The sequence below is a fragment of the Streptomyces sp. NBC_01320 genome (genome assembly GCF_035974375.1).
Taxonomy (GTDB): domain Bacteria; phylum Actinomycetota; class Actinomycetes; order Streptomycetales; family Streptomycetaceae; genus Streptomyces; species Streptomyces yanii.
Genome location: NZ_CP108390.1, coordinates 221470 through 247577, shown reverse-complemented (window position 1 = coordinate 247577; position 26108 = coordinate 221470). Strand labels below are relative to the sequence as shown.

Genomic DNA, 26108 nt, shown 5'->3' with positions numbered 1-26108 from the left:
GCGCCGAGTACAGCGTCGAATCGTTCACCCAGGACGGCAGCACGGCGCATCTGTGCGCCACCGCGAAGGCCGTGACCCAAGGCACGCACCGGGTAGAGATCGGCCACAGCCTGCCCGCCGTTCTGCCGCGGGTCTGTACAGCGAACGGTGGGACTCGGTCAGTGTTTTCTAGCGGCGTCCGGCGGTGAGCCGGCCATCGAAGGCGATGTCGAAGGCTTGGAGTGCGGCCTTCCAGTGCATGGTCCAGCGTTTGCGTCCGGTGTCCGTGGGGTCCAGGCTCATCACGGCCAGGTAGACGCACTTGAGAGCGGCCTGGTCGTTCGGGAAGTACCCACGGGCCCGGACAGTCTTGCGGATGCGGGCGTTGACGCTCTCGATCGCGTTCGTCGTGCACACGATCTTGCGGATCTCCACTGCCGCTGGGGGATCGGGCGGCTCCGGCGCGGGGTATGCCGAGCGGCCGCCGGTGTGGCGGTCGGGCATGGGTGAGGAGGTGCTCAGTGGCGTGTATCGGGAGGTGTTCGCCGCGGTGGTGGCCGCGTCGGGGCCGGTGAGCGGGGTGGAGTTGACGCGCATGGTGGGCCGGGATGCGGGGATCAAGAGCGAGGTGGAGAAGATCCGTCACCGTGCCTATGCGCTGGAGAAGCGGGGCTGGCTGGTGCGGGAGAAGGGCGGACGGTTCACGCTCGTGTCCGGGGCCGTCGGTCCCACCGCGTCATCGCGGACCTGGACTTCTTCCAGGAGTTTCGCCCAGACCTCGTCCTTCTCCCACTGGGTGAAACGCCGGTAAACGGTCTGCCAGGGCCCGTACCGCGACGGCAGATCACGCCACGGCGCACCCGTCCGCAACCGCCAGAGCACCCCGTTGACCACCTGACGGTGGTCCCGCCATGGGCGGCCTGCACCGTCACGCTTCGGCAGCAACGGCTCTATTCGCGACCAGGCTGCGTCTGTCAGTTCTCCTCGCCCCACCACAAGATCAATTATGAGACACGGCCTAGTGCGGTGGCCCCCGCGCCGTGGGGCGAGGCCCACCCGCGTCCGGCAGTCGTCAGCTGCCGCCGCACTGCTCCTGCACGGCGAACGGAAGACTTCCGTAGCCTGAGACGTCGTACGAGCCGAGGGAGCCGTCGGCGGCTGCCGTGAGAACCGCCATCGTGGGGATGGTGAAGAGCCGTTCCAGCTGGCCGTTGCTCTTCTGGCCGACCGAGCGGACCTCGTAGAAGATCGCGCCCTTGGTCGGCGTGTGCAGCACCGGCTGTTCGCCGGCGGGGGCCGTGCCACCCATGAGCATGCGGCTGAAGACGGCGTTGGTGATGTCGATGAGCGGGTAGTGGGCGACATTGGCCAGGCCGTAGTGGTCCAGCGCGTCGACGCTGGCCATGGCCATCTGCCGGTTGGTGAGCCACTGTTCGGCTGTCATCCGGGACGGGGCGATGGAACGGGCTCCGATCTGGAACTGGTTGAGGTCGTTCGTTCCCGCGACCACCGGGGCCTGACCCATGTGGTGCAGGTCGAGGCTCAATTGCGGGGCGGTCCGGCGCCACAGCTTCCAGTAGGCGACCGACTCCGGCTGGACGAAGTTCTCCCAGTCACGGTTGAGGTCGGTACGGGTCGGGGTGGTGCTCTGGCGGATGTTGGCCTCAGCGCCGTCCGGGTTGTACATGGGGAGGACGACGACGGTGAGTTTCTCGCGGATGAGGCGGGCGGCCGGGTCGCCGCTCGCCAGGTGCCCGAGGATCTGGAGGACGGCCTCGGTGCTGTGCAGTTCGTTGCCGTGGATACGGGCCTGCAGCCAGAAGACGGTCGGCCCAGTGCCGACGGTGGCGTACAGCAGCTCGCGTCCCTCGCCCGACAGACCGCCCGTTCCGACATTGACGAGTCCGTGCGAGGTCCGGGCGATACGGTCGAGCTGCCGGACCACGTCGTCGTATCCCGCGACGCTGGCCAGGCTGACGTTCTGGTCCGGCTGGATGCAGGGCCCGCCCGGCAGATGCGCCGGGTCCGCCGAGGCGGTGGAGACGCCGGCCAGTCCGGCAGCCAGCACGCCGGCAGCGCCGAGCAGTGTGCGTCGTCCGATCATGGGTGCCTCCCTCACAGGTCGTCGCGCGGATTGCCGATGGACGGGCCGGCCGGCGGAATGTCGTAGTAGCGGGCCGGGTCGACGTTCTGGATGCCACCGGTGGCGAGGCTCTCGAGCGTGGTGCCCATCCCGATGAGCGACTGGCGGATCAGCATGCCCATGGACTTCTGGGCCACCGAGCGCGTCTCGTAGAGCATGATTCCGGCGCCGTTGAGTGCGTACGATCCGAGCGCGGTGCCCGGCAGTTCGACGTCGGGGTAGCGGGTGATGCCTCCGAAGCCCGACTGGCCCAGGGCGCGCAGGGTGTCCCAGACGAGCACATTGACCCGGAAGCCCAGGTCGCGGGCGGCCGGGTCGAGCGGATACCCGGTGGTGCCCTTGGTGACGATGCCGACCAGTTGGAGCGTGGTGAGCTGGTTGTCCGTGTCGGACTGCGTGTTGCTGCCGCGGTGGTGGTGGTCGATGAAGACCTTCGGCCGCATCCGCTGGAAGACCGCCGCGGAGGTGCGCGCCTCGGGCGTTACGAAGAAGCCCGGCAGCTCGGAGCGTCCGGGCAACAGGCCTTCGTCGCCAGGCTTCAGCCGGAACGTCAGATCCGGGTGGAAGTCGCGGTTGATGTCGTAGCCGGAGACCCGGCCGGGCTCCAGCAGCGTACGGGGCAGATACCACGGCGCCGGTGTGCCCGCCGCGAGTCCCCATTCCTGCGGTGTCCAGCGCTGGGTGTTCTGCCGCCGCTGTACGAGGAAGCCGTCGGCGTCCCGGAAGTCGGCGCCGTCCATGTTGAGCCGCGGGATGAACCAGACCGCGAGCCGGTCGAGGATCGCCTTGACGGTCGGATGCGAGCTGGTGGCGAGCGTCTGCATCAGATGCAGCGCGACCTCGGTGCCGAGAGGTTCACCGCCGTGGATCTGGGTCTGGATCAGTACGGGGAGCTTGCCGGCGGCGGGCTCGCCGAACCGTATGAGATGGATGGGCCAGCCGCCGGCCGAGTGACCGGCCACCTCCACGGCCATCCTGCCCTTCGAGCGGGCCGCGATGCTCTGGAGTTTGGGGCCGAGTTCGGAGTTCGCCGTCAATGCGGCTTTCTGGACTGTTTGTTCCGGCTGGATCCACGGCCCGTTGGGCCGCGACTGCGGTTCCGCGTAGGCCGACGGCTGGAGAACCGTCCCCACCCCGAGGCCTGCCATCCCGGCCAGGATCGTGCGTCGACGCATGTGCTCTCGCTTTCCGGTCGATGGGAGGGATCCCCCCCGGTCCTCTCCGACAAGAACGATTGCAGCGATCACGGTCTGTCGGCCCAGTCTGATTCCTGGCAGCGTGCATGACAAGGCATCAGCATCCTCTGGTTTCACTGCTGTATCGGGGCAGGAACGGGCATCGGCCCGGCCGGTCATCGAGGCGCTGGGGCGCCAGTCGGGGCGGGACGGCCCGGGGTGGTCGCTCGGCCGTCGGGCTCGTTGCCGTCGGTGGCGGCGCCGCATTCACGACGAGGCGACGTCCTCGCACTGGCCGAGGACGCACCGGTGACCTGGGCACGACCTTAACGCGGGCGGAGCCGCCCTGCTGATCGCCTTGCTCACCAGCCACGGCCAACGACTCCTCTATATCCCTGGCCGCACCGTTCACCATGCCTCACGCGGTTACCGAGGGGATGGCAAGACCGACGCCAAGGACGCCTACGTCATCGCCGACCAGGCACGGATGCGCCGGGACCTGCAGCCCCTGCAGGACTGGGACGAGATCGCGGTGGACCTGAAGATCCTCACCGCTCGCCGCTACGACCTGACGGCCGACCGCACGCGGGCCATCAACCGATTGCGGGCCCAGCTGCTGGAGTACTTCCCCGCTCTGGAGCGGGCGTTCGGCTACGCCGCATCCAAGGGTGCCCTCGTGCTGCTGACCGGCTACCAAACGCCGGCTGCCCTGCGCCGGATCGGTCCGAACCGACTGGCGAGCTGGTTGAAGAACCGTAAAGTGCGCGGCGCCCAGGCCCTGGCAGACACCGCAGTCGCCGCGGCGCATGCCCAACACACCGCTGTCGCCGGGGAGGCCACGGCCGCAGCTGTGGCCCACACCCTGGCCAGGGCCGTTCTGGCGCTGGACGAGGAGATCTCCAACATCGACCTGCAGATCGCTGCCCGCTTCCGTGAGCATCGCGACGCGGAAGTGATTGTCAGCATGCCCGGAATGGGCCCACTTCTGGGGGCAGAGTTCATCGCCTGCACCGGAGGGGACATGGACGCTTTCGGTAGTTCGGGGCGCCTGGCCGGGGTCGCCGGTCTCGCACCGGTCCCACGCGACTCCGGCCGGATCAGCGGCAACATGCGCCGACCACACCGCTACCACCGCCGACTCCTGCGCGTCTTCTACCTCTCTGCCCAGATCGCCGCCCGCTTCTGCCCCACATCCAAAGCCTTTTACGACCGTAAGAGAAGCGAGGGCAAGAGCCACAAACAGGCTGTCCTTGCCCTCGCCCGGCGCCGCCTCGACGTGCTTTGGGCCCTCATACGTGATCAGCGGACCTTCAAGGCCCAGCCACCTCAGCGCGAACTCGCCACCGGATCCCCGTCGGCGTGAGACGGCACGCTCTGCTGCTGCCACGGTGCACCTCAGGCCCTGATCAGAGGCTCGTAGGGATAACCCTCCGGCGTGAAGATGAGGACGAAGTCCTCTCCGACTCCGAGGGCCACCTCCCGCAGGCGGTCCAGGACAACTGCCTCGGTGGAAAGATCGAGGCCAAGGGCTGCGGCGGCATAGTCTCGTCGGGCCAGGAGGTCCGGTATGTCCTCCAGGTACTCGTCTGCCAGCTTGCGGCTCTCCTCGGCCGTGAACGCTTGACAGCCTCGCCACCACGGGGCGACCAGCAGCAGCCGCAGGAGCTCGGGCAGGCCGATCGCAACCAGAGCCGAACCTCCTTCGGAGTCGGCATACAGGACAGGACGTTCCTCGCCGCCTTCGCCACAGAAGAAATACGTGCCCCCGGCGCCGTCGCCCGCGAAGCCCTCCAGCGCAGCGCCCGAGGCTAGGTGGACTTCCTCGACATGGTCGCCTCGGTCCAGGTCGAAGTCACCCGGCCCAGCGAGAAAACGGGCAGCTTCGTCCTGTTCGCGGACGGCAGCGATCAACGATTCCATGAGCCGCAGCTTAGGGCTCACTGGTTGACAAGAATCATTGGGAATCCTTACCACCGTGAGCGTTCCGTGCCGACCCGATCCCGCCAGGACTTCCACCGTGAGGTCGGTCTGGATCCGGGTGTATGTCTCGCGCTCCGTTCGTCGCTCGCCCATCACTTCCGTGCCCGCCAGGGCGGTACCGATGTGGGCGGCGAGGACGGGCTCGAGGCGGGCCGACAGCCGTACCTGGCTGTCCTCGTCGCCGACCACCAGGGCCAGGTGATGCGGGCGGAGCCTGGGCCCCGTGAACCCGACGACCAATCCGTCGACGGTGTCGGCATGGCGGACCTTCACCCACCCGTGGCGCCCCGACGGGTACGCGGCCGCGCCCTGCTTGGCCACCACTCCTTCAAGCCCCTGCTCCTGGAGTGCCTCGTACCAGTGCTCCGCCACATCCCGGTTGTCAGTCGCCGGTACGGGCTGGATCGGCGGGCCGACCTCGGCGAGCAGTTCGAGGAGCAGGGCGCGCCGTTCCGTGTAGGGGAGGGGGCGGGTGTCGCCGATCGCCGGGTCGGGGTGCTGCATGAGATCCCAGCAGGCGTACGAGGCCGGGTGCCGGGCGGCCAGAGCGCGGGCCCGGGTCACGGACGACGCGGCCCTGGACTGAGCCGCTCCGAAGGCGAGCCGCCCATCCCGCCAGATCACCGCCTCGCCATCGAGGACCGTGCCCGGCCGCAGTGCCACGCCGGCCAGGGCCAGGTCCATCCAGTACGGCGTGACGACCCTCCCGGACTGGGCGTACAGGATCACGGTGTCATCGGTGCGCCGCAGGACAACTCGGTGCCCGTCGTTCTCCAGACTTCGATGTGTCTCATGAGACACGTGGCCACCGACATGACGGCTTCTGGGAGCGTGCGACTCAGCCCTGGTCGTCTCGGAGAGGGGCGCCGAGCATTTCGGATGCCAGGCTCAGCCCTTGCATACCTGGGGTGAGCACCACGACCTGCGCGACAGGGCTGATCATCGCGGTCGTGGTGATGACCGCCGGCGCCCACGACAACCAGGTCGGCACCGCGCTGCTGTCGAAGGATCTGGGGCGTGCCCCGGGCACATCCTCGCCTGACTGGGTGATGGCCCGCGCGGGGCGAGTGTTGGCGTTGGCGTAATCGGAAACTTGGACCAGTCTCGTCGAGGAAGGGAGGCCCCGAAACATGGCCGTGCACGTTTTCGAATCCCCGCGTGGCGCCCGCGCTGGACTGCGGTTCCTGGCACTCGCCGCGCTGACCGCTGCCACTGCGTGCTCCAGCGGTTCGGCCCTGGCCCCAACCGGGAGTCCGAGTCCCATCGACAAGCACAAGGAACTCGGCATGGACACCCACCTCCGGGTCGGCGGGAACGGCACGGCGTCCCCAGCGCCCGGCAGTGCCGCAGCAAGCGCGACCGGGCAGTAGCGATGGCTGCCGGACCTGGCGACCGCCCGCGCCGCAACACGATCACCCGTGTGCTGCTCCAAGTGGTGACCGCAGCCGCCCTGGCGGTGAACGCCTACGTGCACGCCGACCTCGCCCACGCCTTCGATCCGATCGGGCAGCAGATCAGCCAGGGAACGCTGTTCCGCCTCGAAGCCGCCGTGGCGTCCCTGGCCGCGCTGCTGGTCCTGCTCCTCGGTCGCCGGCGGCCGGTGTGGGCGTTCGCCTTCCTGGTGTCCGTCTCCGCCCTGGGCGCCGTGCTGCTCTATCGGTACGTGAACGTGGGCGCTCTGGGTCCGCTGCCGAACATGTACGAGCCGGCCTGGTGGCCGAAGAAGACCGCCAGCGCGATCGCCGAGGCCGTAGGCGCCGTGACCTCGCTCGCCGGCTTCCTGATCACCGGCCCGCCGCGCTCTACATCCACTCGGGCCGGCGCTCCTCGGGGCGACAAGGCCGACGGCGTGGGCGGCTGATCACATGCCACGCCTTGCCCCGCGCACCGAATCCCGGCAGCTCCTTGGGCTGTTGTGGCTGTTGCTGCCCCTGGCGGTGACCGCCGCCCTGCTCTGGTAGGGCCGGGTACACACCCCGGAGTACCGGCGCAGCCTCTTCGGGGTGCACGGCCACGCCGTCGTCCTGCTCAAGGCCCAGCTGGGCAGCGCTCGGTTGGGCCTGGCGCTGATTTAGCTGCCCCTCGCGCTGTGGATGTACGGCCGACTGCCCGGCCTGCGCGCCGCGCCGCACCCGGTGCCCACCGTGCACCGCCTGATCGGTATGGTCGCTTTCCTGTTCTCCGTCCCGATCGCCCAGCAGCGCATCATCGCCCACAGCGTCAGCCTGACCGGGACCCGCGAGGCGCTGCACTCGCTCGCCGGCTGTTTTCTCTACGGGGCCGTCGTCGCCAAGGTCGTCGTAGTGCGCCACCGCCGCTGGCCGGGCTGGGCGCTCCCGCTCGCCGGTGGCGCGCTCGTTACGGTGATCGCCCTGGTCTGGTACTCGGCGGCGTTCTGGTACCTGGGCGGCTACCGGGCGCCCGGCCTGTAGGCGGACGGCGCCGGTTCGGTGCCGTTGTCGGCCACTATCGGCAGTGGTCGCAGCTCGCCAACCCGCCGCCTTCCCGAGGTGCGAGGTGACCGGTTCGCGCGAAAGCCGTTCCGTTCCTTCGGGGCGTTGGTGCCGCCGGTCTTGAGGTGCCCGGCGCCGCCGAACCTCGCGGCCGGGGGCGGCACCGCCCCTCAGCGCCGGGGCGACGTCGACCGCCTGCGGGCCCGGCCCGCAGGTACGCGCCTTATATCCGTGCGTGCGGCTGACGCCCTTAAGATGACATATAGGGCATGTATGAAAAAAATGGCACTTAAAATACATGGTGCTGAAGACAGGTGAGAGGAGTGCGCCATGATCGCCAAGCTGCTCGGCAAGCTGTCCTTCACCCGCAACTACGGTGCGTACGGCGGCCACGACTGGGCCACGCACACCGGCGATGACAGGATTTGACCGCCCTGCCGGCGGGAGCCCCCGGGCGCCCGCCGGCTCCCGGCCACGCTGCCGACGATATCGGCCTGGACAGGTACGAGAGTCAGGGGCGATCCCATGGGCCGAATGAATGAGCCGCCGCGGTTGCCCGAAGGCAGCTTCGCGGCCTGGAGCCGCGACCGGCTGGCACTCGCGCGCCGTGGCGCTGACGAGTGCGGGGACGTCTGGCAGCTGGAGCCGGGTGTCTACGTAGCCGCTGCGGCCGGGCCGTGTCAGGCAGTCCTGCGCCGCGCACGGGACTTCCCCAAGGTGCCCTCGCCTCTCTTCCCGCCGTTGAAGCGGTCGAGCGGAGCACCGACGTCTGAGGAGCGTGCGCACGCTCACGCCGCCCGCATGCGCGGACTGCGCCCGCAGGCGGTTGCAGCCCGGATCGGTGAGATAGCGCCCGGGACCGCTCGATTTGTTGACCAGTGGCCCACGGGCCAGGACGTCGAGATTCTGCCCCCGGTCCGGCACGCCCTGGCAGAGATCGGCGTGCGCTACCTCTTCTCCGAGGACGCTCCCACCCTGCTGCCCTTTGCCTCACAGCTCTTCGTGGCCCGGGAGGTGCTCGTACGCCCCTCGCGCTGGGTATGGCCGCGCTGGATCCCCACACCGGCACGGCGGTTCCGCACACGGCAGCAAGTCGCCTTCACCAACGCTTTGCGGCCCATCGTCCGCCGGCGCCGTTCATCGGGCCGGCTCGGTGACGACGTGCTGGGACAGATGCTCCAGCCCTCCTCCCGCTACGGCCTACTGCCGGAAGAGGCCATCCTCGACACTCTCCCCGGAATCACCGTCGCCACCTTCGAGACACCTTCCCGGGCAGCCGGATGGATCCTGCTCCACCTGGCCCGGCACCCCCAGGCAGCGGGCCGCGTCGCGGCCGAAGCCGCCTTGCTGCCCGCGGACCCGGCCGCGACGACCAGCACCCACCTCGACAGCCTGCAATACACCCAGGCACTGGTACGCGAGGTGCTCCGCCTGTACCCCCCGAGCTGGCTACTGACCCGGCGCGCCCCGCGACAGACTCAGCTCGCCGACTACACCATCGACGCCGGGTCCACCGTTCTCGTCTGCCCCTACACCGCCCACCGCGACGCACGGGAACACTCCGAGCCGGACCGGTTCCAGCCCGAGCGCTGGCTCGATGATTCGGGCTCGCCGGCGAAACCCGGGGTCTTCCTCTCCTTCGGTACCGGGCCGCATGGCTGCGAGGGAGCCGCTCTGGCCATGGCGATGCTGACGCTCCTGACTGCGCAGACCGCCCGTTGCTACCACTTGAGCGAGCCGCCCGGACCGCAACCCAGCTACCAGGTCGCCACCTTCGAAGGTCTCGCAACTGTCGGCTTGCGCCTGCGTGCCACCTTGCGCAGCTGAGGGCAGTCCCGCTTTCGGTGACAGGCCGCCTCAGCCCGCGAACAGCGAACGTTGACAAAGTTCGAGTGCCGTTCCGCACACGCTTGGATGACCAGCTTATGGTTCGCTCATCGTGTGTCGCCGGTCGAACTCGTCGGCGAGCATGCCCATCATGACGAGGTCGTGGTGCCAGCCGGCGAAGAAAACGTGTTCCCGCAAATTGCTTTAGGAGTTCGATCCGACCTCTGCAGACTCGGCGTCTCGCTGCCATGCCGCGTACGCCGGTCCTCTACCAAGGTACGCCGCTGTCCAGCGTCGTTGATGTCAACGTTGGATGTCAGGCGTTCGTCTCCCGGGCCATTGCGCTCGCCGGTATCGGTGTCGCTGTTAGGCTGATTCACGGTATTCCGGAGCACCGTGCCACACGGTTTCCGTCGAAACGGCAATCCAAAAGAGCGTCGCTCACGTAGCCAAAATGCAGCCGCAACGAGGGATACGTCTCTAGTCAGGCGCCGATCACCTTAGCCGCGATGATCAATTCTTTCCATGGAGACCCGACGAGCGCGGTGCACCCCCTCGCACTTCGAGGGGTGGGCAGCGGCCGGATCCTCCCTCGTTGCGCGCCGGAGTGGCGCCGGCTTGAGGGTCTGCAGCTCCCACTCCCTGTGGAGGTCGGGGTGAAAGTTGTCGTTGATCTTTCCCGATGTAAGGGGTATGCACAGTGCGCGTTCCTGGCTCCGGAGGCGTTCCGGATGCACGGTGAGGAAGCGCTCATGTACGACCCGAACCCCGACGACGCCCAGCGCGACCAGGTGCTACGCGCTGCGGCGGCCTGCCCGGTCCAGGCGATCCTGGTCGACCAGCTGGAGGCGCGGCACGCACCGGCGGAGGCGTCGGCGTCATGACCAGTGCCGACAGCCTGCGTGCGTTCAAGCGCGATGGCCGCATCGTGGTCGTCGGGGCTTCGCTGGCGGGGCTGCGGGCCGCGGAGGCTTTGCGAGACGAGGGTTTCACCGGATCGTTGACCATGATCGGTGACGAGTTGGGCGAGCCCTACGACCGGCCTCCCCTGTCCAAGCAAGTACTGACCGGGTGGGTGCTGGCCGGGGGCACCGCTTTGCCCCGCCGTCGTGGCATCGATGCGGAGTGGCTGCTGGGCGTGCCCGCCAGCGGGCTGGACCTCGCGACGAACCACGTGCGTCTCGCCGACGGACGCGAGGTTCCCTTCGACCGGGTGCTGATCTCTACCGGGGTACGGGCCCGGCCGTGGTTCGTTGAGTCCGAGGCGGCCCTGGACGGAGTGTTCGTCGTACGTACACGCGAGCATGCCGAGAGCCTGCAGCGGGCCCTCGCCGCCGGGCCCTCCCGTGTGCTGGTCATCGGTGCGGGATTCACCGGCTCCGAGATCGCCTCGATCTGCCGCGAGCGGGACATCCCGGTGACCGTCGCCGAACTCGCGCCGGCCCCGCTGGTCGGGGCGCTCGGCGCCATGATCGGCGAGGTTGCGGCCGACATGCAGCGCGCTCACGGTGTCGACCTGCGATGCGGTGTCAAGGTTGCCCGGCTGGAGGGCGACGCGCAGGGACGGTTTCGCCGTGCTCACTTCGACGACGGCAGTACGGTCGACGCCGATGTGGCGGTGGTGGCACTCGGGAGCATCCGCAACACCGAGTGGCTGCGGGAGTCGGGACTGGCGGCGGGCGTGTGGGGAATCACCTGTGACACGGGCTGCCGCGCCCTCGACATCAATGGCCGCGTCACCGACGACGTCTTCGCCGCGGGAGACGTGGCACGTTGCCCGAACCCCATCTACGAATACCGGCTCATCTCACTGGAGCACTGGGCCAACGCCGTGGAGCAGGCAGAGGTCGCGGCACACAACATGGTCAGTGCCCAGGCGGACCGCTGGCCCCACCTGTCCATCCCGCTGTTCTGGTCGATCCAGTTCGGCGTCAACATCAAGTCCGTCGGCGTGCCGACCTTCGCCGACGAGGTGGTCGTCACCCAGGGATCGCTGGACGACCACCGTTTCGTCACCGCATATGGCTATCGGGGCCGGGTCACGGCTGCCGTGAGCTTCAACAACGGTAAGTGGCTGGACCACTACCGACGGCTGATCGAGACGGCCGCACCTTTCCCGCCCCCCTGCTCCACGCCGGACCAGCCGGCCGACATGAAACCGGTGCCCGTCGACTTCCCCGGCCCCGCCCTGCTCGCGCAGGGCGCCACGGTGGTGGTCACAGGCCATGACCGGGGTGAGCGCCGCGTCACGGCCGTGCACCAGCATCGGCAGGAGGAAGGCCAAACGGCCACGACCGGGACGCCCGGCACGCTGCAACGGATCTTCGACTACTCCGCCCGGGCCGACCCCTACCCGCTGTATGCCGAGTTGCGCAAGACGCCGGTGGCTCGGCAGGAGGACGGCAGCTACGTCATCAGCACCTATCGCGAGATCACGGACATACTGAATGACCCGCATCTGAGTTCCGACCCGCGCAATCTGTCGCGTCCGTTGCCCTCAGCCGAGGAAGGGGCCACGTCGTCGTTCATCCACATGGACCCGCCCGAGCACGATCGCCTGCGGCGTATGGCGATGCGTCACTTCGGCCCCCCGCACACCCCTGGGCTGGTGACCGGACTTGAAGGCTTCCTGACCGCCACCGTCGGCAGCCTGATCGACAATTTGGCGGGCAAGGAGCAGATCGACGTCGTCGACGATTTCGCCTCCCCGCTCCCCGTAACCGTGATCTGTCACTTGCTCGGCGTGCCACGCGAGGACGAGCCAAGGTTCCACCTCTGGGTGAACGACATCATGAACTCGATCGACTACAACCCCAAGACCGACCCGAAGGAGAAGCTGGACAAGGGCGTACAGGCCCGCAAGGACTTGCGCCAGTGCCTCGGCGAGCTGGTGGAACAGCGCCACGGCCGGCCGGGAGACGGCCTGCTGTCACGGCTGGCCAACGACGACGGGCCCGACGGTCGGATGGCCGACACCGAAATTGTCGCCACCGCCAGACTGCTCCTCATCGCCGGCCATGAGACCATCGTCAACCTCATCACCAACGGCATGCTGACGCTGCTGCGCCACCCGCAGGTGCTGCAGCGACTGCGAGACGAACCGGACCTCGTCGTGCCGCTGGTCGAGGAACTGCTGCGCTACGAGCCCCCCGTGCACATCATTCCCTGGCGGGTGGCGTACAGCGACGTCACCGTCGCCGACACCGTCATCCCCCAGGGCTCGCAGATGATGCTCATGCTGGCCTCAGGCAGCCGCGATCCGAAGCGCTTCCACGATCCGGACCGCTTCGACCCGGATCGGCATGACAACCAGCACCTGGGGTTCGGCAGCGGCATCCACCTGTGTTTCGCCGGCCCGCTGGCCCGGCGGGAAACCCAGATCGCGCTGACCGAGCTGGTACGCCGGCTCGACCGCCCCAGGCTGGTCGCCGACCCGCCGCCGTACCGGCCCAGCCCCGTTCTTCGGGGTCCGATCCATCTGGACATCGAGCAGGGTGACGGTTGACGCGGCAGCCGAGGGCAGTTGCAAGGTCGCGCCGCGGACGGCCCGGCCGACTCTGCATTCGACAGCAACCCGCTACCCTCCTCGGTCTCGCAGCCGCCGGCCTGCACCTGCGTGCCACCGTGCGCGGCTGAGGACAGCCCCGCTTTCGGCGACAGACCGCCTACACCCGCCAACAGCGAACGTCGATCAAGTCCGAGTACCGTTCCGCACACGCCCGGACGACCTGCTCACGGCTCGCTCATCGTGTGTCGCCGGTCGAACTCGTCGGCGAGCATGCCCATCATGACGAGGTCGTGATGCCCGCCGGCGAAGAAAACGTGTTCCCGTAAGCGCCCCTCCTCGGTGAAGCCGAGCCGACGAAAAAGTGCCAACGACGCCTCGTTGGGGGCCAAGACCGCCGCCAGGCACTTGTGATAGCGCCGCTCGGCGAACATGAAGCGCAGCAACAGCACCACGGCTTCCGCCGCGTAGCCCTTGCGCCGGTGGCCGGCGCCGATCACGACATCGAACTCGAACCAGCCCGAACAACGACCGGTGCGATGTGAGCCGACCGCGCCGACCAGCTCCCCCGTGGCCGTCGTTTCGACCGCCAACCGGAAACGGTCGTCATCGCACTCGGCAACGGCCTGCTCCTTCGCCCAGGCACGATAGCTCTCGGCGGACCGCGGCAGATCCAACCGGCCCACTCGCCGCCCGTCATCGTCCGCGAAGCGCGCGAACACCGTCCAGTCATCGGGCTCAATAGCGCGTAGGCGCACCCGCCTACCGGTCCAGGACGATGCCATGCCCTATTCGATCACGCTGCACTGCGCGCGAGGCCAACAGGCACGCCGAGGCGGCGCTGTCGGCCCCGTGCCAGATGCGTGCCAGTTGGGGCGGTCAACACCGGACAACAGTGGTCGGTCACGGACAGCGTCCGAGGCCGAAAAGCCAGGCGGCCCCTGACCATAGTTGCTGGTCAGGGGCCACCCCACGCGGAGAGCGTGGGATTCGAACCCACAGCATGGGGCACCATGCGACAGTTTCCGCAGCTGCTTCGTCATTTCCATCAGGCGGTCTTCCGGCACTCTGCCGAGTGCCGTCCGGTCCTCGCCGATGACGCGCTGCCATGCGTCGCCCTGAGCTGCCCCGAGTTTCGTAGAGTCCGATCTTGATGGTTCAGGCGGGCTGCGGGACTTGTTCCTGGCTCCGCCAGAAGTCGTGTTCGTACTCGGCGGGCGGTACGTAGTCGAGTGCGGAGTGGAGACGTTCTTCGTTGTACCACGTGATCCACTGGAAGATCGCCCGCTCGACCTGGTCGACGTCCGTCCAGGGGCCCTGCATCTCGATCAGTTCGGCCTTGAACGTTGCGGGTGCCGACAAATTATCCGGCCAGGTCAGGAGCTTGATCGTCGCTGGCAGGCCTTCTGCTCGCGCGCCACTCGCGCCCGTGCTGTTCACCCGGATGGCCGTCGGCGGCATCATGATCTGTCGTGCTGCTGCGCCTGGCCTACCTCGCCGTCACCCATACGTTCACGCTCCTGCGGCTGCTGCCGATGAGTGAGCGGGACAAAGACATCGAGATCCTCACCCTGCGGCACCAGCTGCTGGTCCTGCAGCGCCAGGTCGGCAAGCCCGCGTTCACCGACACCGACCGTGCGCTGCTCGCTGGCCTGCTCCATCGTCTCCCAGTGAACAAGCTGCGCCGGCTCCTGCTGTTGGTGCGTCCCGACACGATCTCGCGGTGGCACCGCGACCTGCTCAAACAGCGCCATGCCGTCACGTGCGCACCGCGGCGGCGAGGGCGCCCCACCCGCAGTCCGCTCGATCCGCAGCCTGGTCTTGCGCCTGGCACGCGAGAGCAGCTCCTGGGGGTACCGGCGCATCCACGGTGAGCTCGCGGCGCTCGGCATCAAGATCGCCGCCTCCACCGTCTGGGAGATTCTCAAGGAGCACGGCATCCCGCCCGCCTCCGAACGCGAAGGCACGACCTGGGCTGACTTCCTGCGCAGCCAGGCCGGCGCGCTCCTCGCCTGCGACTTCTTCGAGACCCGCACCCTGGCCGGGGCACGCCTGTACGTTTTCGCCGTCATCGAGCACACCACCCGCAGGATCCGGCTCCTGGGCGCCACCGCACACCCCACCGCGGACTGGGTGGTACAGGTCGGACGCAATCTCGCCATGGATCTCCAGGACGCGGGCAGCCAGGCCAAGTTCTTGATCCGCGACCGGGACTCCACGTTCACCAAGGCCTTCGACGCCGTGATGGCCGACGCCGGGCTGGAGGTCATCCTCAGCGGTATCCGGATGCCGCGGATGAATTCGATCACGGAGCGATGGATACAAACCTGTCGACGTGAGCTGCTGGACCGCACCCTCATATGGGGCCAGCGGCACCTACTCCACACCCTGCGCGAGTTCGAGTCGTTGTACAACCGCCATCGCCCCCACCGGGCCCTGGGGCAAGCCACTCCGCTCCGCCCGCTGCCCACACCGACCGCCGAACCAGGGCAGATTCAGCACTGGGAGATCGGCCGACGAGATCGACTCGGCGGAACCCTTCGCGAGTACCAACATGCCGCCTGATCAGGGCGGATGATTAATCGGCATCCGCAGTGTCGATCAGGGGAGACCGTTGGGCCGGAGGCCACCGGCCCGAACACGGCCGGCTCGGCCCGCAGCAGTCCCACATCGGCCAGCCAGTCCCCACCCAGCGCGACCGCGAGAGCGACATCCAGCAGGATCTTGCCCGGATCGTGCACCGCCCGAGGCCGCCGCCACGGTGTCAGCGCCGCCGATATCGCGGTATCCAGGCCGGCCTTACGGGCAGTCTCGACCAGCAGCACCCCGCCAGCCTGCGAGACCACCCCGCTCCCGCCGCCCTCGATGCGGACACGCGGATAGGAGCCGATACGCTTCTTCACCTGAGGAGTGCTTCTTTCATGCGACGACCAGGACCCTAGACAAGTCTCATCGTTGCAAGTCAGGAGCACTCTTCGCGTTTCCGATCACGCATCGAACAACCGGCCACGTGAAGGCCCGGGGCTAATGCTGCGAACGGGGCGCGGCAACTGGGGCCCTCTGGTGCCGCGCTCAAGCGTGATGCTGAAGTCGGGACGATCTAGGAGGATTCAGGTGAGCACAAGCGGGGCTCAGGCAGCGGCCTTCTTCCGTGAGATCGCCCGGACTCGTACCGTTTGGTGGGTTCGAGACGACGACGGCAGTCCGACCCCGGTCTCAAGTTCTGGGCAACCAGCTTTCCCCTATTGGTCGTCGAAGACCCGTGCGCAGCGCGCTGCTCAGCTATGGGGTCCTCAATTTCGAGCTGTTTCAATGCCGCTGGATCATTGGCGAAGCGCGGCTTTGCCGGATCTAGCCAAGGATGACTTCCGGGTAGGGATTAACTGGAGCGGACAGCGCCTAACCGGATGGGACTTCACTGTCGGTGAAGTAGTCAATCGTCTCATTCACGCGCTCGGCGAGCCACCATACGACCGGTAGATTCGGCCGAGTGACGGCTGTCGCAACGATCTCAAAGCGTGTACAGAGACGGAACTTCTGATCGGGTAGCCGCGCCTGCTGCTGGCGCGGCGCCGGGACGACGAAGCCTCCGGGGCCCGACTGGCCCCGGAGGCTTGCCCGTTGCTCCGCAGCCCCGTTCAACGAACCGGGCCTGTCGGCGTCACGCCACGGCGGCCTGCTTCGCCAGCGCCGCGAGCGGGGGCGCCGGCCGTTCCAGTCCGCCACAGGTGACGCCCCTTTCTGGCTCTCGGTTGGCATGCTGGTGGGCGTGGTTGAGGGCGAAGTCAGCCGACACCGTCGCTGCGGGTCGCGCCCATCTCATTGCCCGCTGCCCCGGAAGTGATCCTCCACTGACCACGAGATCAATCAGCGAAGCGAGCATGCCTGGCGGCGTCGCGAGGACGTGATCGCGTTCGAGAGTGCGGTCACCCGGCTGCCCGAGGGGGTCGCCTGCCACCACATCACCGGCAACTTCGACCATCTGCTCGAGGTCGAGGTGGCCGACCTGCCCGCCTACGAGGACTTCCACGCCGACCAGTTGGCCAGCCTGCCCGGCGTGGCCATGGTGACCAGCTACGTCACCATGAAGACGCTCTCCGCAGACACCACATGACGATCCCGCCCCGGCCCCGGTGGTCCGGCGCATGGACTGCCGCGCAGCTGTCCGCGCTCCGGCTGGCTGCCGGAGCTCGGTCAGAGAGTGATGGTGCCGCGGATGCAGATAACGGCGGCGCCGCTGACCCAGACGGTGCCGTCCGTATCGGCGGTGATCTCGATGCTCCCGGCCCGCCCCAGTGGGGGGCTTCGCCTCAACACCTTCGAACGCTGCTTCAATCGTCTCAAAAGGCTTCTACAGCATCCCCGCCCGGCCACAGCGCCCCGCACGCCTTTACAATCCGTCGCGATGTTTGGGTGCACGGGAGGTGCGCCCGGGGTGGAGGGGACTCAACATGAGAATGAACCGTGTTCTGACCGGGCGCAGGTGGAGAGCCGCCGCCCTTCTGGTCGCTGGTCTGATCGGCGGCACGTTGCTGCCGGCCACTCCCGCGGCCGCCGTGCACGGGGCGGTACCCGGTGACTTCAATGGCGACGGCTACCGTGACGCCGTCCTGCCCGCCCCCGGCGCCGATGTGGCGGGTAAGGAGGCGGCCGGTGCGGTCGTCGTGATGTACGGGTCGAAGTCGGGACTGTCGACGACCCGGCGGAAGATCATTACGCAGAACACCGCCGGCGTGCCGGGCACCGCCGAGGCGTACGACCGGTTTGGTGCCGCCACCGCCACGGCGGACTTGAACCGCGACGGGTACGCGGACCTGATCGTCTCGTCGCCCTACGAGGGCACGGCCCAGGGGATCGATGCCGGAGCGGTGACGGTGCTGTGGGGAAGCAGCGCCGGCCTCACCACAGGCACCAACTTGCCGACACCGGAGAGCGATCCGCTGTACTACGGCCTGGACCTGGCTGCTGTCAGCGCCGGCCCGGGAGTGAAGACCGAAGTCCTGGTGGGCGGCTGGCACGGGGCCGTCCGCTTCACTGGCCCCTTCAGTCGCACCGGCTCGTTCGGCAACGCGGCAATGCCGGCGCACATGTCCTGGGGCGAGTCTGTGGCGCTCGGCGACCTCAACGGGGACGGCGCCCAGGACCATGTGAACGTCACCTACCGCTACGGTGGTCTCTCCGGTGGCGCGGTCTTCGTGAACCCCGAGAACTACGTTCACACGCCCGGTGTGTCACCCGGTCTCCAGAAGGGCAACGGCCTTATCTCCGCCACCGGCGACCTCAACGGCGATGGATTCGCCGATCTCGTGGTCGGCGACCCGGACGAACCCGAAGTCGCCGGGGTCGACGGCGCGCTGGGCGGTCGCATCCTGGTCTGGTACGGCTCGGCGCTCGGCATCGCGGCCGACGCGGCACCCGTTCAGATCACGCAGAACACTGCTGGCGTCCCCGGCGGGAGTGAGAAGTACGACGCCTTCGGCGGCGCTTTGGCGGTGGCCGACCTTAACCGTGACGGGCTTGCCGACATCGTGGTCGGGGCGCCGTACGAATCCATTGGCAAGGTCGGCCGGGCCGGGCAGGTGACCGTCATCCCCGGACGGCGCACGGGCGCCCTCGGCACCGGGGCGTACGCTTTCAATCAGGACACAGCAAGTGTCCCCGGAGGCTCAGAGGTCGACGACTTCTTCGGTACAACGGTCGCCGCGGGTGACGTGAACAAGGACGGCAAAGCCGAGTTGTTCGTCGGAGCGGCCGACGAGAACAACTCCACGGGCGCCGTTTGGGTCCTCCCCGGCGGCACCTCCGGACCAACAGCCGCGGGCAGTCGCATGTTCACCGCGTCCTCCGTCGGACTCACCCAGCAAAACGGCACCCTCCTGGGCGGCAATGGGCTGCTTTGGGTGATATGACACTTCGGGCCTCCTGGGCCGGCCTCGACAAGGGCGATCGCGCGGATGAGGTCGGGGTGCCTGGCGGCTGTGAGCAAGGCGGTGTGGCCGCCCGGCGATTGGCCGACCAGGGCAGGCTGGTGCAGTTCGAGCTGATGAATCACGGCGACGACGTCACCGACGTACGCAGCCCGGGAGACATCGCGCACCGACCGCGAGCAGGGCGTGGCAGAGTTCCGAGTCGCCCTCGACAGGATCGTCCTGCACCCCGCCTGAAACCCCGCCCTGGAGGGTGAGATCACCGATCACCTCGGGTACGAGAAGCACGACACCGAGGGCCGTAACAGCGGCAACAGCAGGAACGGAACCCGGGCGAAGACCGTGTTGACTGACGTCGGCCCGGTCGAGGTGAAGGTCCCCCGGGACGTGGCCGGCACGTTCGAGCCGCAGATCGTCAAGAAGCGGCAGCGGCGCCTGACCGGCGTGGACGAGATGGTGCTGTCGCTGTCCGCGAAGGGGCTCACGCACGGGGAGATCTCCGCGCACCTGGCCGAGGTTTACGGCGCGGAGATCTCCAAACAGACCATCTCGACGATCACCGACAGTGATAGTGGTATCCGGGTTCCCGGTGGTCGTGACTCGATCACTGACTGACGTCCTGCTGGGCTGTCTTCGCCTTGGTCTGTCCGGCTGCCGGGGCCCGTTCCCGAGGCCCCGGCCGGGTGGATCATGACCTTATAGGAGCCTGGCCAAAGGCCCCATCACTGTCCTGTCTGCCCCGCCCGGCCGGAGCCACCTCCGGTCAGGAAGGCATCTCCAGCATGACAGGAACGGACACCGAAGCCGTCGTCGAACACGTGGTGATCGGCGGAGTGGACTCCCACGCCGACACCATCCACGTCGCCGTGGTGACTGACCGCGGCGGGCAGCTCGCGGACGCCGAGTTCCCCACAACGGCCGCTGGATACACGGGCAAGGCGAGCTGGCCCGACTCGGACACCCCATCGCCGCATCCACGCGTGCAAAGGTTCGGCGACCGTTCCTAAACAGTGTCCAGGAGTGAGCCTTGTACCCACGTCCCGGAACTGCGCGCATCCCGAACGGTTTTGGATGCGCTGGTCCCCCGCGTTCTCGTTGTCCCTGTCCGGTGACGCGCATCGTGTGCACGCTCCGCGACGGGGCGGCGGGTTTCCTCACGCCCTCGGTCACCATGATCGGCCTGGAGGGTCCGATGCCCAGCACCATCACTCTGGTGATGCTGGGGCGGTGCCGTCCGTCGCCGGATCGGGTGCCCGAGGGCGCGTCTGCCAATGGCCACCGAGGCGGCGTCATGGCGAGTCATGCTGATCAGGGGCTTGCGCCAGTGCTGGTCGCCCCACATCGAGGTGTATGCCGGGTCGACGGCGACGATCGCGATGCCGTGTTCGGCGGCCATGGAGACGATGCGGGCCTTGAGCTTGCCGGTAGGCATACCGCAGATGAGTTGCCGGAACCGCTTCTTGCGGCCGTGCTTCTCGCGGGTCTTCTCGGCGGCGAAGTCCAGGTTTTCGATGCCGATCGCCTGCGCGCCGGTCTGCTTGGTCCAGTGCAGGAGGCGGGTGAGAGCGTGCCGGATCTGGGCGTCGCGGTGGTCGGCGGTGCCGGACAGGTCGTAGTGGAAGCGGCGCGGGTCGCCGACCGGGTTGCCGTGCCGGTCGAGCCGGTAGGCGGCGAAGTGGTCGGCGTTCGTGTCGACGCCGACCATGCCCTTGGCGCGGGCGGTGGCCGGCGGCATCGTCTGCACGGCGGGCCTGGTCCACGAAGCGGTGAGATACCAGCGGCCCCGCTCAACGTGGTAGTGGATGCGGTAGGCGACGGCACGGTTGGCCTCGGTGCGGTCGCGCCACTCGTCCCCACGGTGCGCGAACGCGACCTTGGAGGCAAGAACGTACCGGCCATGCTTACTGTTGGCCAGGTGGGCGAGCGGGGCGGGCATCTTGATCGACACTTCGCCGTCAGGAGTGACGCGGATCGTCTCGTTCCCGAAGCGTTTTCCGGACTCGCCGTCCGCGGCGAGGAACCAGCGCTCAGCCTCCCAACGCTGACGCCACTCGCGCTCGGTGAGCTGCGCGGCCTGAAGGTTGTGCCGGTTCTTGAGCAGCCGCCGGCCGCCGCGAACGACACGGACATGTCCGGTCTTCCAGTCGTCGCGGGCCACGTCGAGGCGGTGTTCCAGGGTGGCCAGGCGGCGGGACTTGTGGAACCACTCGCCCTTGGACCGGTACCCGCCCGGCCCCCGCTTGCTGCCTTTCTCCCCGATCGGGAGGGACAGGCGGTGTCGCAGCGTGCGGATACCGGCCTCAAGGTTCTGGACATGGGCGAGCAGGCAGCGTCGGGCCAGGCCGTACTGGTCATGCGTGGCCTTCGTGATCGCACCCGCGATACGCGACGACGACTGCTCGGTCAGGTCACGCTTGCGGGACGCCCACGCGTCGTTGTCGTGCTTGTGCCCGGCTTCGCAACGGGCCTTGAGATCGAGACAGGCCAGGCGGCCCTGGTGCTCGCCGACCAGACGCAACACCTTCTCGTCCTTTGGCGCGAGGTGCTTGAGGCGGTCGCGTAACGCCACACCGGACGGGCCGACAGCAACGAACGGCAAGTCGATGGTGCGGAGCTGCTTCTTGTCAGCCATCGGCAGCCGCCGCTTCCAGTGCCTTCCTGGCACGGTTCTTCGCACTGCGGCGGCCGTACAGGCGAGCACAGAACGAGGTCAGAACCTCCACCATGTCGCGCACCAGGTCGTCTTCGACCTCGCCGTCATCCAGCACAACGAGTCGACGGCCGGTTGCAGCCAGAGCGGCCTCAACGAGTTCGACGTTCATACGGCCCAACCGGTCTTTGCGCTCCACCACTACCGTGGTCACCGCCGGGTCGGCCAGCAGGCGACGGGCCTTGGCGCGGGCGCCGTTCATGCCCGAAGCGATCTCGGATTCGACGCGCACGACCTTATGCCCGGCCTTCGCGGCCCATGCCGACAAGCGTGCGGTCTGCCGCTCCAGATCGGCCTTCTGGTCATGGAAGGAGACACGGGCGTACAGGCCCACGCCACCGGTCACGGACGGTGAGGTGTTCGCGTCGATGTTCACCAGGATCGTGCGCGGCCCCACTCGCTCCGCAGGGACCGGCAGCGTGCCCTCACGGAACCAGCGGTACGCAGTACGCGGGGCGACCCCCTGTGCGCGTGCCCATTCCGTCAGGTTCATACACCAGATCATACGACACTCGTGACACCTGAAGGACACTCATGGACACTTAGTCGAGAGCAGTTCCTGACCCCCCGCCCACTGGGGAACAGAGTGCCCCTCGCCCATCTGCGCCGCTCCGGCGCCTTCCACCCCCCACAGAGCTACCGCTATCTCACCCCCGAGGCCCTGCGCAGCCTCGTGGACGGGCACGAGACCGCCAACGAACTCCTCGACCGTCTCGCCGTGCCGCAGACGCCCAGCGATGCTGGCCTCACCGCTCTTCCACCCTCCCCCCGGACGGCCCGCCCTTCGCGTGCGTCCGACGGCATGCGATCCGCCACCGTCCTTCTCACCGCCGCACCTTCACACTGAGGGCCCTTAAGGAACAGCGGGCTCACCGCCTTACACAGGTACGGCATGAGAGTCAGGGCGAATAGGCGTCCCCACGTCCCCAACCTCGCGAACATGTACGGCACGTGAAATGCCAGCTCAACAACACTTCTCACACGACCTCGCTCAGTAAAACGGACGAAGCCCACGGGACCGCCGGAGACCTCGGCCGGCCCTGGGCCGCGATCCACGACAACGCCCGCATCCCTGCCGACTTCAGGTTGTACCTGACCGCGACCCTGCGGATCCTGGCCGCGCCGCGCCCCCAGAAGGGCGTCGGCGGCGAGGAGCTGGAGATCGCCTCCATGCTCAGTGATCTGGCAGGCCCGTACGGCGAATGGATTTTCGAGCTCGGGCTCGCGGAGAGCATCGAGCGGGGTATTTTGGCAGGTTTTGAGATTGATGTTCTAGAAGTTCGGGATCCGGACCCGGTCCTCGGACTGTCCGAGGAAGCGCTGAGGGGGCGTCGGCTCGCGCTGCTCCAGGCCGCGCTCCTGGAGCATGCCACGCGCCACAACCTCAAGACCGTGATGACCTTCCACCAGCGGGTGGAGGAGGCCGCCGCGTTCGCTACGAGGCTGCCGGAGACGACGGCCGAGCTGTATGCGGCCGAGGCGTCCGACGCCGCGATCGCCAACGCGGAGCGCCTGCCCGCCTCGACGATCGACGCCGAGTTCTACGAGCTGGAGCCTGGCCGCCATGTCCCGCCGGACCGGGTGTGGTCGGCATGGCTGTGCGGCGACCACCTCGTCTCCGAACGGCGCGAGACCCTGAAGCAGTTCGCCAACGGTGTGGACGCTGACGGCCGGCGGGTCCACCGCGCCTTCCTCGCGAGCGTTCGCGTCCTCGGCGAAGGCGTCGACATCGTGGGCGAGCGGGGCGTGGAGGCCGTGTGCTTCGCCGACACCCGCGGCTCGCAGGTGGAGATCGTGCAGAACATCGGCCGCGCGCTCCGCCCGAACCCGGACGGCACCACCAAGGTCGCGCGCATCATCGTGCCGGTCTTCCTTCAGCCGGGCGAGGACCCGAAGGACATGGTCGCCTCCGCCTCGTTCGCGCCCCTTGTGGCCGTGCTCCAAGGCCTACGCAGTCACTCGGAGCGCATGGTCGACCAGCTCGCGTCGCAGGCGCTGTCGCGCCAGCCGCGGGCCAAGCTGCACCACCTGGTCCGCGACGAGGACGGGCAAATCGTCCGGGCCGGCAACGCAGCCGCAAGCGAGGGACAGGAACACAAGGACGGGACTGATGCGGCAGCCGAGTCGGCGCTGCTGCACTTCTCCTCCCCCCGCGACGCGGCCACCATCGCGGCGTTCCTACGCATCCGGGTGTACCGGCCCAAATCACTGGTGTGGCTGGAGGGCTACCAAGCCCTTATCCGCTGGCGGGCCGACAACGGCATCGAGGGCCTGTATGCCGTGCCCTATGACGTCGAGACGACGGTGGGCGCCACGAAGGCATTCCCACTGGGGCGCTGGGTGCACCAGCAGCGCAAAGCGCTGCGGGCCGGAGAGCTAGTGTCCTGCGCCGGTAGTTGATCGTTAGTTGTTGTGTGACTTCTGCAGCTGGTACATCCATTCCTCGTCGTGGTCCGAAGCTGGAACCGTTACTGCTGTCCGCCGAGGAGCGGATGGCACTGGAGCGGTGGACGCGTCGGGCTACGACGGCTCAGGCGTTGGCCCTGCGGGCCCGGATCGTGCTCGCGTGTGCCGGGCCCGAGGTCCCGCCGATCGTCGTGGTCGCCCGCGAATTGCGGGTGACCGCGGACACGGTCCGCAAGTGGCGGCGGCGGTTTCTGGCCGAGCGGCTGGATGGCCTGGTGGACGAGCCACGGCCGGGCCGGCCACCCACCATCGGCGTCGATCAGGTGGAGGCGGTCGTGGTCGCGACGCTGGAGGAGATCCCGAAGAACGCCACGCACTGGTCGCGGAAGTCGATGGCCGACCGCAGCGGCCTGTCGAAGTCGAGCGTCGGCCGGATCTGGCGGAAGTTCCAGCTCAAGCCACACCTGACGGACACGTTCAAGCTCTCGACAGACCCCTTGTTCGTGGAGAAGGTCTACGACGTCGTAGGTCTGTACTTCAACCCGCCCGAGGGCGCGGTGGTGCTGTCGGTGGACGAGAAGTCCCAGATCCAGGCGTTGGACCGGTCTCAGCCGGTGCTGCCGATGATGCCTGGAATGCCCGAGCGGCGGACTCATGACTACGTGCGTAACGGTCTGACCACCTTGTTCGCGGCCTTCGACGTCGCCACCGGCGAGGTGATCAGCTCCCTGCACCGGCGGCACCGGGCGGCGGAGTTCAAGAAGTTCCTGATCAAGATCGACAAGCAGGTGCCCGCGCATCTGGCGGTCCACCTGATCGTCGACAACTACGGCACCCACAAGACCCCGGCGATCAGAACATGGCTGGCCAAACACCCCCGGTTCCAACTGCACTTCACCCCGACCGGCTCCTCATGGATCAACCAGGTCGAGCGGTGGTTCGGCTTCCTGGCCGACCAGATGATCCGCCGAGGCGCGCACAAGAACGTGCAGGCCCTCGAAGCCGACATCCGCCGCTGGGTCAAGAACTGGAACGAGGACCCCACGCCGTTCATCTGGACCAAGACCGCCGAAGAAATCCTCGACTCCCTCGCCCACTTCTGCCGACGGATCTCCGGCGCAGGACACTAGACGACCACCGCAAGAAGCTGCTGGACGCGGACGACGCCGGCATGGTGTGGGAACCCGGGGAGGAGGCGTGGGAGGCCAAGCTCGCGATGCTGCGCTCCTACCGGCACGCGCACGGGCACCTCGCCCCCCGCCAGGACACGGTCTGGGGCGAAGGCGAAGGCGAGCAGGTAGCCATCGGACAACTGCTCGCCAACCTCCGCCGCACTGACGGCCTCGGCAAAATCCCCAAACGCGCCACCGCGCGGGCCGCGCAGCTCGCCGAAATCGACCCCGACTGGAACTGCCCCTGGCCACTGGACTGGCAACGCCACTACAAGGTGCTCGCCCACCTGGCCCAAGACGAACCCCACGGCCTCCTGCCCGACATCCAGCCCGGCGTTCTCTTCGAGGGCGACGACCTCGGACGATGGCTCGCGCGGCAAAGGGAAGCGAGCACCTGGGCGCAGCTGTCCACCGAGCAGCAGGAGCGGCTGTCCGGGCTGGGTATCAAACCCTCTGAGCGCCCCACTGCGGCCCCAGCCTCCAAGGGTGCGGCGAAGGGTCAGAGCAAGGCGTCAGCGGCCTTCCAGAGGGGCGTCGCGGCCCTCGCCCAGTACATCGCCCGCGAAGGCACCACTGCGGTCAAACGGCCCCACCGCGAGACGATCGTCCTCGACGGCCAGGAGCACGAGCTCGCGCTCGGCATCTGGTACGCCAACCAGAAACAACGCCGGAACAAGCTCACTGCCCCGCAGCGCACCGCCCTCACCGAACTCGGAGTGGAGTGGACGTAGCGCCCGACGACGAGGGGCCAGCCGGAACAGCCCGCGGCTGGCCCCGAGGGGCTTCTGGCACTGGTCGAGTCTTCGCCGGCTGCTAGGCGGTGACTTCGCA

At 68.1% G+C, this 26108-nt stretch carries 22 protein-coding genes and 9 pseudogenes; 19 read left to right on the top strand and 12 right to left on the bottom strand.

Annotated features, from left to right (window positions below):
• Positions 1 to 168: 168 nt before the first annotated feature.
• The 4 genes and pseudogenes from OG395_RS01295 to OG395_RS01280 form a co-directional block, all read right to left on the bottom strand.
• Positions 169 to 414 (bottom strand): annotated as a pseudogene (locus tag OG395_RS01295) (transposase); the annotation flags it as partial.
• Positions 415 to 675: 261 nt separating this feature from the next.
• A pseudogene (locus OG395_RS01290) lies at positions 676 to 975 on the bottom strand (IS5 family transposase); the annotation flags it as partial.
• 76 nt (positions 976 to 1051) lie between these two features.
• A complete protein-coding gene (locus OG395_RS01285; RefSeq protein ID WP_327241220.1) occupies positions 1052 to 2083 on the bottom strand; it encodes a M14 family zinc carboxypeptidase in 1032 nt (343 codons plus the stop codon).
• A gap of 11 nt (positions 2084 to 2094) precedes the next feature.
• Positions 2095 to 3297, bottom strand: coding sequence for a M14 family zinc carboxypeptidase (locus tag OG395_RS01280; RefSeq protein ID WP_327241219.1), 1203 nt, complete (start codon positions 3295 to 3297; stop codon positions 2095 to 2097).
• Between the two features lie 276 nt (positions 3298 to 3573).
• On the opposite strand from OG395_RS01280, the pseudogene OG395_RS01275 reads away from it, so the two are divergent.
• Positions 3574 to 4660: pseudogene (locus tag OG395_RS01275) on the top strand (IS110 family transposase); the annotation flags it as partial.
• A gap of 32 nt (positions 4661 to 4692) precedes the next feature.
• On the opposite strand, the gene OG395_RS01270 reads toward OG395_RS01275, so the two are convergent.
• Positions 4693 to 6078, bottom strand: coding sequence for an ATP-dependent DNA ligase (locus tag OG395_RS01270; RefSeq protein ID WP_327241218.1), 1386 nt, complete (start codon positions 6076 to 6078; stop codon positions 4693 to 4695).
• A gap of 107 nt (positions 6079 to 6185) precedes the next feature.
• On the opposite strand from OG395_RS01270, the gene OG395_RS01265 reads away from it, so the two are divergent.
• The 8 genes and pseudogenes from OG395_RS01265 (at position 6186) to OG395_RS01230 (ending at position 13062) form a co-directional block, all read left to right on the top strand.
• Entirely contained in the window at positions 6186 to 6362 is a 177-nt protein-coding gene (locus tag OG395_RS01265) for a hypothetical protein (protein ID WP_327241217.1), read from the top strand.
• A gap of 45 nt (positions 6363 to 6407) precedes the next feature.
• A complete protein-coding gene (locus tag OG395_RS01260) occupies positions 6408 to 6647 on the top strand; it encodes a hypothetical protein (protein ID WP_327241216.1) in 240 nt (79 codons plus the stop codon).
• A 2-nt stretch (positions 6648 to 6649) separates the two neighbouring features.
• Complete coding sequence (locus OG395_RS01255) at positions 6650 to 7138, top strand: hypothetical protein (RefSeq protein WP_327241215.1); 489 nt, start codon at positions 6650 to 6652, stop codon at positions 7136 to 7138.
• A 232-nt stretch (positions 7139 to 7370) separates the two neighbouring features.
• The gene (locus OG395_RS01250) at positions 7371 to 7709 is read left to right on the top strand and encodes a DUF6529 family protein (protein WP_327241214.1); all 339 of its coding nucleotides are present in this window, start codon (positions 7371 to 7373) and stop codon (positions 7707 to 7709) included.
• 555 nt (positions 7710 to 8264) lie between these two features.
• The gene (locus tag OG395_RS01245) at positions 8265 to 9557 is read left to right on the top strand and encodes a cytochrome P450 (protein WP_327241213.1); all 1293 of its coding nucleotides are present in this window, start codon (positions 8265 to 8267) and stop codon (positions 9555 to 9557) included.
• 656 nt (positions 9558 to 10213) lie between these two features.
• A complete protein-coding gene (locus OG395_RS01240) occupies positions 10214 to 10441 on the top strand; it encodes a ferredoxin (protein WP_327241212.1) in 228 nt (75 codons plus the stop codon).
• Positions 10438 to 11808: pseudogene (locus tag OG395_RS01235) on the top strand (NAD(P)/FAD-dependent oxidoreductase); the annotation flags it as partial. The gene OG395_RS01240 and the pseudogene OG395_RS01235, both read left to right, overlap by 4 nt.
• 3 nt (positions 11809 to 11811) lie before the next feature.
• Positions 11812 to 13062 (top strand): cytochrome P450, encoded by a 1251-nt coding sequence (locus tag OG395_RS01230; RefSeq protein WP_327249221.1) that lies wholly within the window; start codon positions 11812 to 11814, stop codon positions 13060 to 13062.
• Between the two features lie 227 nt (positions 13063 to 13289).
• Here OG395_RS01230 and OG395_RS01225 read toward each other — a convergent pair whose 3' ends face one another.
• The gene (locus OG395_RS01225) at positions 13290 to 13847 is read right to left on the bottom strand and encodes a GNAT family N-acetyltransferase (RefSeq protein ID WP_327241211.1); all 558 of its coding nucleotides are present in this window, start codon (positions 13845 to 13847) and stop codon (positions 13290 to 13292) included.
• Positions 13848 to 14220: 373 nt separating this feature from the next.
• Positions 14221 to 14424 carry an integrase core domain-containing protein gene (locus OG395_RS01220; RefSeq protein WP_327241210.1) on the bottom strand — a complete coding sequence of 68 codons (204 nt, stop codon included), beginning with the start codon at positions 14422 to 14424 and terminating at the stop codon, positions 14221 to 14223.
• A gap of 110 nt (positions 14425 to 14534) precedes the next feature.
• On the opposite strand from OG395_RS01220, the pseudogene OG395_RS01215 reads away from it, so the two are divergent.
• Positions 14535 to 15627 (top strand): annotated as a pseudogene (locus tag OG395_RS01215) (integrase core domain-containing protein).
• 41 nt (positions 15628 to 15668) lie between these two features.
• Here the strand turns inward: OG395_RS01215 and OG395_RS01210 are convergent.
• Positions 15669 to 15965 (bottom strand): annotated as a pseudogene (locus tag OG395_RS01210) (transposase); the annotation flags it as partial.
• Positions 15966 to 16089: 124 nt separating this feature from the next.
• Between OG395_RS01210 and OG395_RS01205 the strand changes: the two are divergent.
• A complete protein-coding gene (locus OG395_RS01205) occupies positions 16090 to 16542 on the top strand; it encodes a DUF2750 domain-containing protein (RefSeq protein WP_327241209.1) in 453 nt (150 codons plus the stop codon).
• A gap of 424 nt (positions 16543 to 16966) precedes the next feature.
• Positions 16967 to 17176 carry an Lrp/AsnC ligand binding domain-containing protein gene (locus OG395_RS01200; protein ID WP_327241208.1) on the top strand — a complete coding sequence of 70 codons (210 nt, stop codon included), beginning with the start codon at positions 16967 to 16969 and terminating at the stop codon, positions 17174 to 17176.
• 80 nt (positions 17177 to 17256) lie between these two features.
• On the opposite strand, the gene OG395_RS01195 is transcribed toward OG395_RS01200, so the two are convergent.
• Positions 17257 to 17379 carry a hypothetical protein gene (locus OG395_RS01195; protein ID WP_327241207.1) on the bottom strand — a complete coding sequence of 41 codons (123 nt, stop codon included), beginning with the start codon at positions 17377 to 17379 and terminating at the stop codon, positions 17257 to 17259.
• Between the two features lie 134 nt (positions 17380 to 17513).
• On the opposite strand from OG395_RS01195, the gene OG395_RS01190 reads away from it, so the two are divergent.
• Positions 17514 to 18971 (top strand): VCBS repeat-containing protein, encoded by a 1458-nt coding sequence (locus OG395_RS01190; protein ID WP_327241206.1) that lies wholly within the window; start codon positions 17514 to 17516, stop codon positions 18969 to 18971.
• A gap of 5 nt (positions 18972 to 18976) precedes the next feature.
• Here OG395_RS01190 and OG395_RS01185 read toward each other — a convergent pair.
• Positions 18977 to 19165 (bottom strand): annotated as a pseudogene (locus tag OG395_RS01185) (alpha/beta fold hydrolase); the annotation flags it as partial.
• Positions 19166 to 19232: 67 nt separating this feature from the next.
• Here OG395_RS01185 and OG395_RS01180 point away from each other — a divergent pair.
• Positions 19233 to 19553 (top strand): annotated as a pseudogene (locus OG395_RS01180) (transposase); the annotation flags it as partial.
• A gap of 218 nt (positions 19554 to 19771) precedes the next feature.
• Positions 19772 to 19996, top strand: a complete 225-nt coding sequence (locus tag OG395_RS01175; protein WP_327241205.1) for a hypothetical protein — start codon at positions 19772 to 19774, stop codon at positions 19994 to 19996.
• Here OG395_RS01175 and OG395_RS01170 read toward each other — a convergent pair.
• Both OG395_RS01170 and OG395_RS01165 read right to left on the bottom strand, forming a co-directional pair.
• On the bottom strand, positions 19993 to 21621 hold the full coding sequence (locus tag OG395_RS01170; protein ID WP_327241178.1) for a transposase: 1629 nt from the start codon (positions 21619 to 21621) through the stop codon (positions 19993 to 19995). The two genes, OG395_RS01175 and OG395_RS01170, sit on opposite strands and share 4 nt — an antisense overlap.
• The gene (locus OG395_RS01165) at positions 21614 to 22192 is read right to left on the bottom strand and encodes an IS607 family transposase (protein WP_327241179.1); all 579 of its coding nucleotides are present in this window, start codon (positions 22190 to 22192) and stop codon (positions 21614 to 21616) included. Before OG395_RS01165 ends, OG395_RS01170 begins: the two co-directional genes overlap by 8 nt.
• Before the next feature lie 93 nt (positions 22193 to 22285).
• On the opposite strand from OG395_RS01165, the gene OG395_RS01160 reads away from it, so the two are divergent.
• The 4 genes and pseudogenes from OG395_RS01160 (at position 22286) to OG395_RS01145 (ending at position 26008) form a co-directional block, all read left to right on the top strand.
• A complete protein-coding gene (locus tag OG395_RS01160; RefSeq protein ID WP_327241204.1) occupies positions 22286 to 22546 on the top strand; it encodes a hypothetical protein in 261 nt (86 codons plus the stop codon).
• A gap of 143 nt (positions 22547 to 22689) precedes the next feature.
• Positions 22690 to 24078, top strand: a pseudogene (locus OG395_RS01155) (Helicase associated domain protein); the annotation flags it as partial.
• A gap of 113 nt (positions 24079 to 24191) precedes the next feature.
• Positions 24192 to 25235, top strand: a complete 1044-nt coding sequence (locus tag OG395_RS01150; protein WP_327244963.1) for an IS630 family transposase — start codon at positions 24192 to 24194, stop codon at positions 25233 to 25235.
• A gap of 41 nt (positions 25236 to 25276) precedes the next feature.
• Entirely contained in the window at positions 25277 to 26008 is a 732-nt protein-coding gene (locus tag OG395_RS01145; protein ID WP_442818492.1) for a helicase associated domain-containing protein, read from the top strand.
• The last annotated feature ends 100 nt before the right edge of the window (positions 26009 to 26108 follow it).

Bases quoted from the DNA above. Each gene is read 5' to 3' on its own strand.
- OG395_RS01285 (WP_327241220.1), bottom strand. From the start codon at position 2,083: ATGATCGGACGACGCACACTGCTCGGCGCTGCCGGCGTGCTGGCTGCC.
- OG395_RS01280 (WP_327241219.1), bottom strand. From the start codon at position 3,297: ATGCGTCGACGCACGATCCTGGCCGGGATGGCAGGCCTCGGGGTGGGG.
- OG395_RS01260 (WP_327241216.1), top strand. From the start codon at position 6,408: ATGGCCGTGCACGTTTTCGAATCCCCGCGTGGCGCCCGCGCTGGACTG.
- OG395_RS01255 (WP_327241215.1), top strand. From the start codon at position 6,650: ATGGCTGCCGGACCTGGCGACCGCCCGCGCCGCAACACGATCACCCGT.
- OG395_RS01250 (WP_327241214.1), top strand. From the start codon at position 7,371: ATGTACGGCCGACTGCCCGGCCTGCGCGCCGCGCCGCACCCGGTGCCC.
- OG395_RS01245 (WP_327241213.1), top strand. From the start codon at position 8,265: ATGAATGAGCCGCCGCGGTTGCCCGAAGGCAGCTTCGCGGCCTGGAGC.
- OG395_RS01225 (WP_327241211.1), bottom strand. From the start codon at position 13,847: ATGGCATCGTCCTGGACCGGTAGGCGGGTGCGCCTACGCGCTATTGAG.
- OG395_RS01205 (WP_327241209.1), top strand. From the start codon at position 16,090: ATGCTGCGAACGGGGCGCGGCAACTGGGGCCCTCTGGTGCCGCGCTCA.
- OG395_RS01190 (WP_327241206.1), top strand. From the start codon at position 17,514: ATGAGAATGAACCGTGTTCTGACCGGGCGCAGGTGGAGAGCCGCCGCC.
- OG395_RS01175 (WP_327241205.1), top strand. From the start codon at position 19,772: ATGACAGGAACGGACACCGAAGCCGTCGTCGAACACGTGGTGATCGGC.
- OG395_RS01170 (WP_327241178.1), bottom strand. From the start codon at position 21,621: ATGGCTGACAAGAAGCAGCTCCGCACCATCGACTTGCCGTTCGTTGCT.
- OG395_RS01165 (WP_327241179.1), bottom strand. From the start codon at position 22,192: ATGAACCTGACGGAATGGGCACGCGCACAGGGGGTCGCCCCGCGTACT.
- OG395_RS01150 (WP_327244963.1), top strand. From the start codon at position 24,192: ATGGCACTGGAGCGGTGGACGCGTCGGGCTACGACGGCTCAGGCGTTG.
- OG395_RS01145 (WP_442818492.1), top strand. From the start codon at position 25,277: ATGGTGTGGGAACCCGGGGAGGAGGCGTGGGAGGCCAAGCTCGCGATG.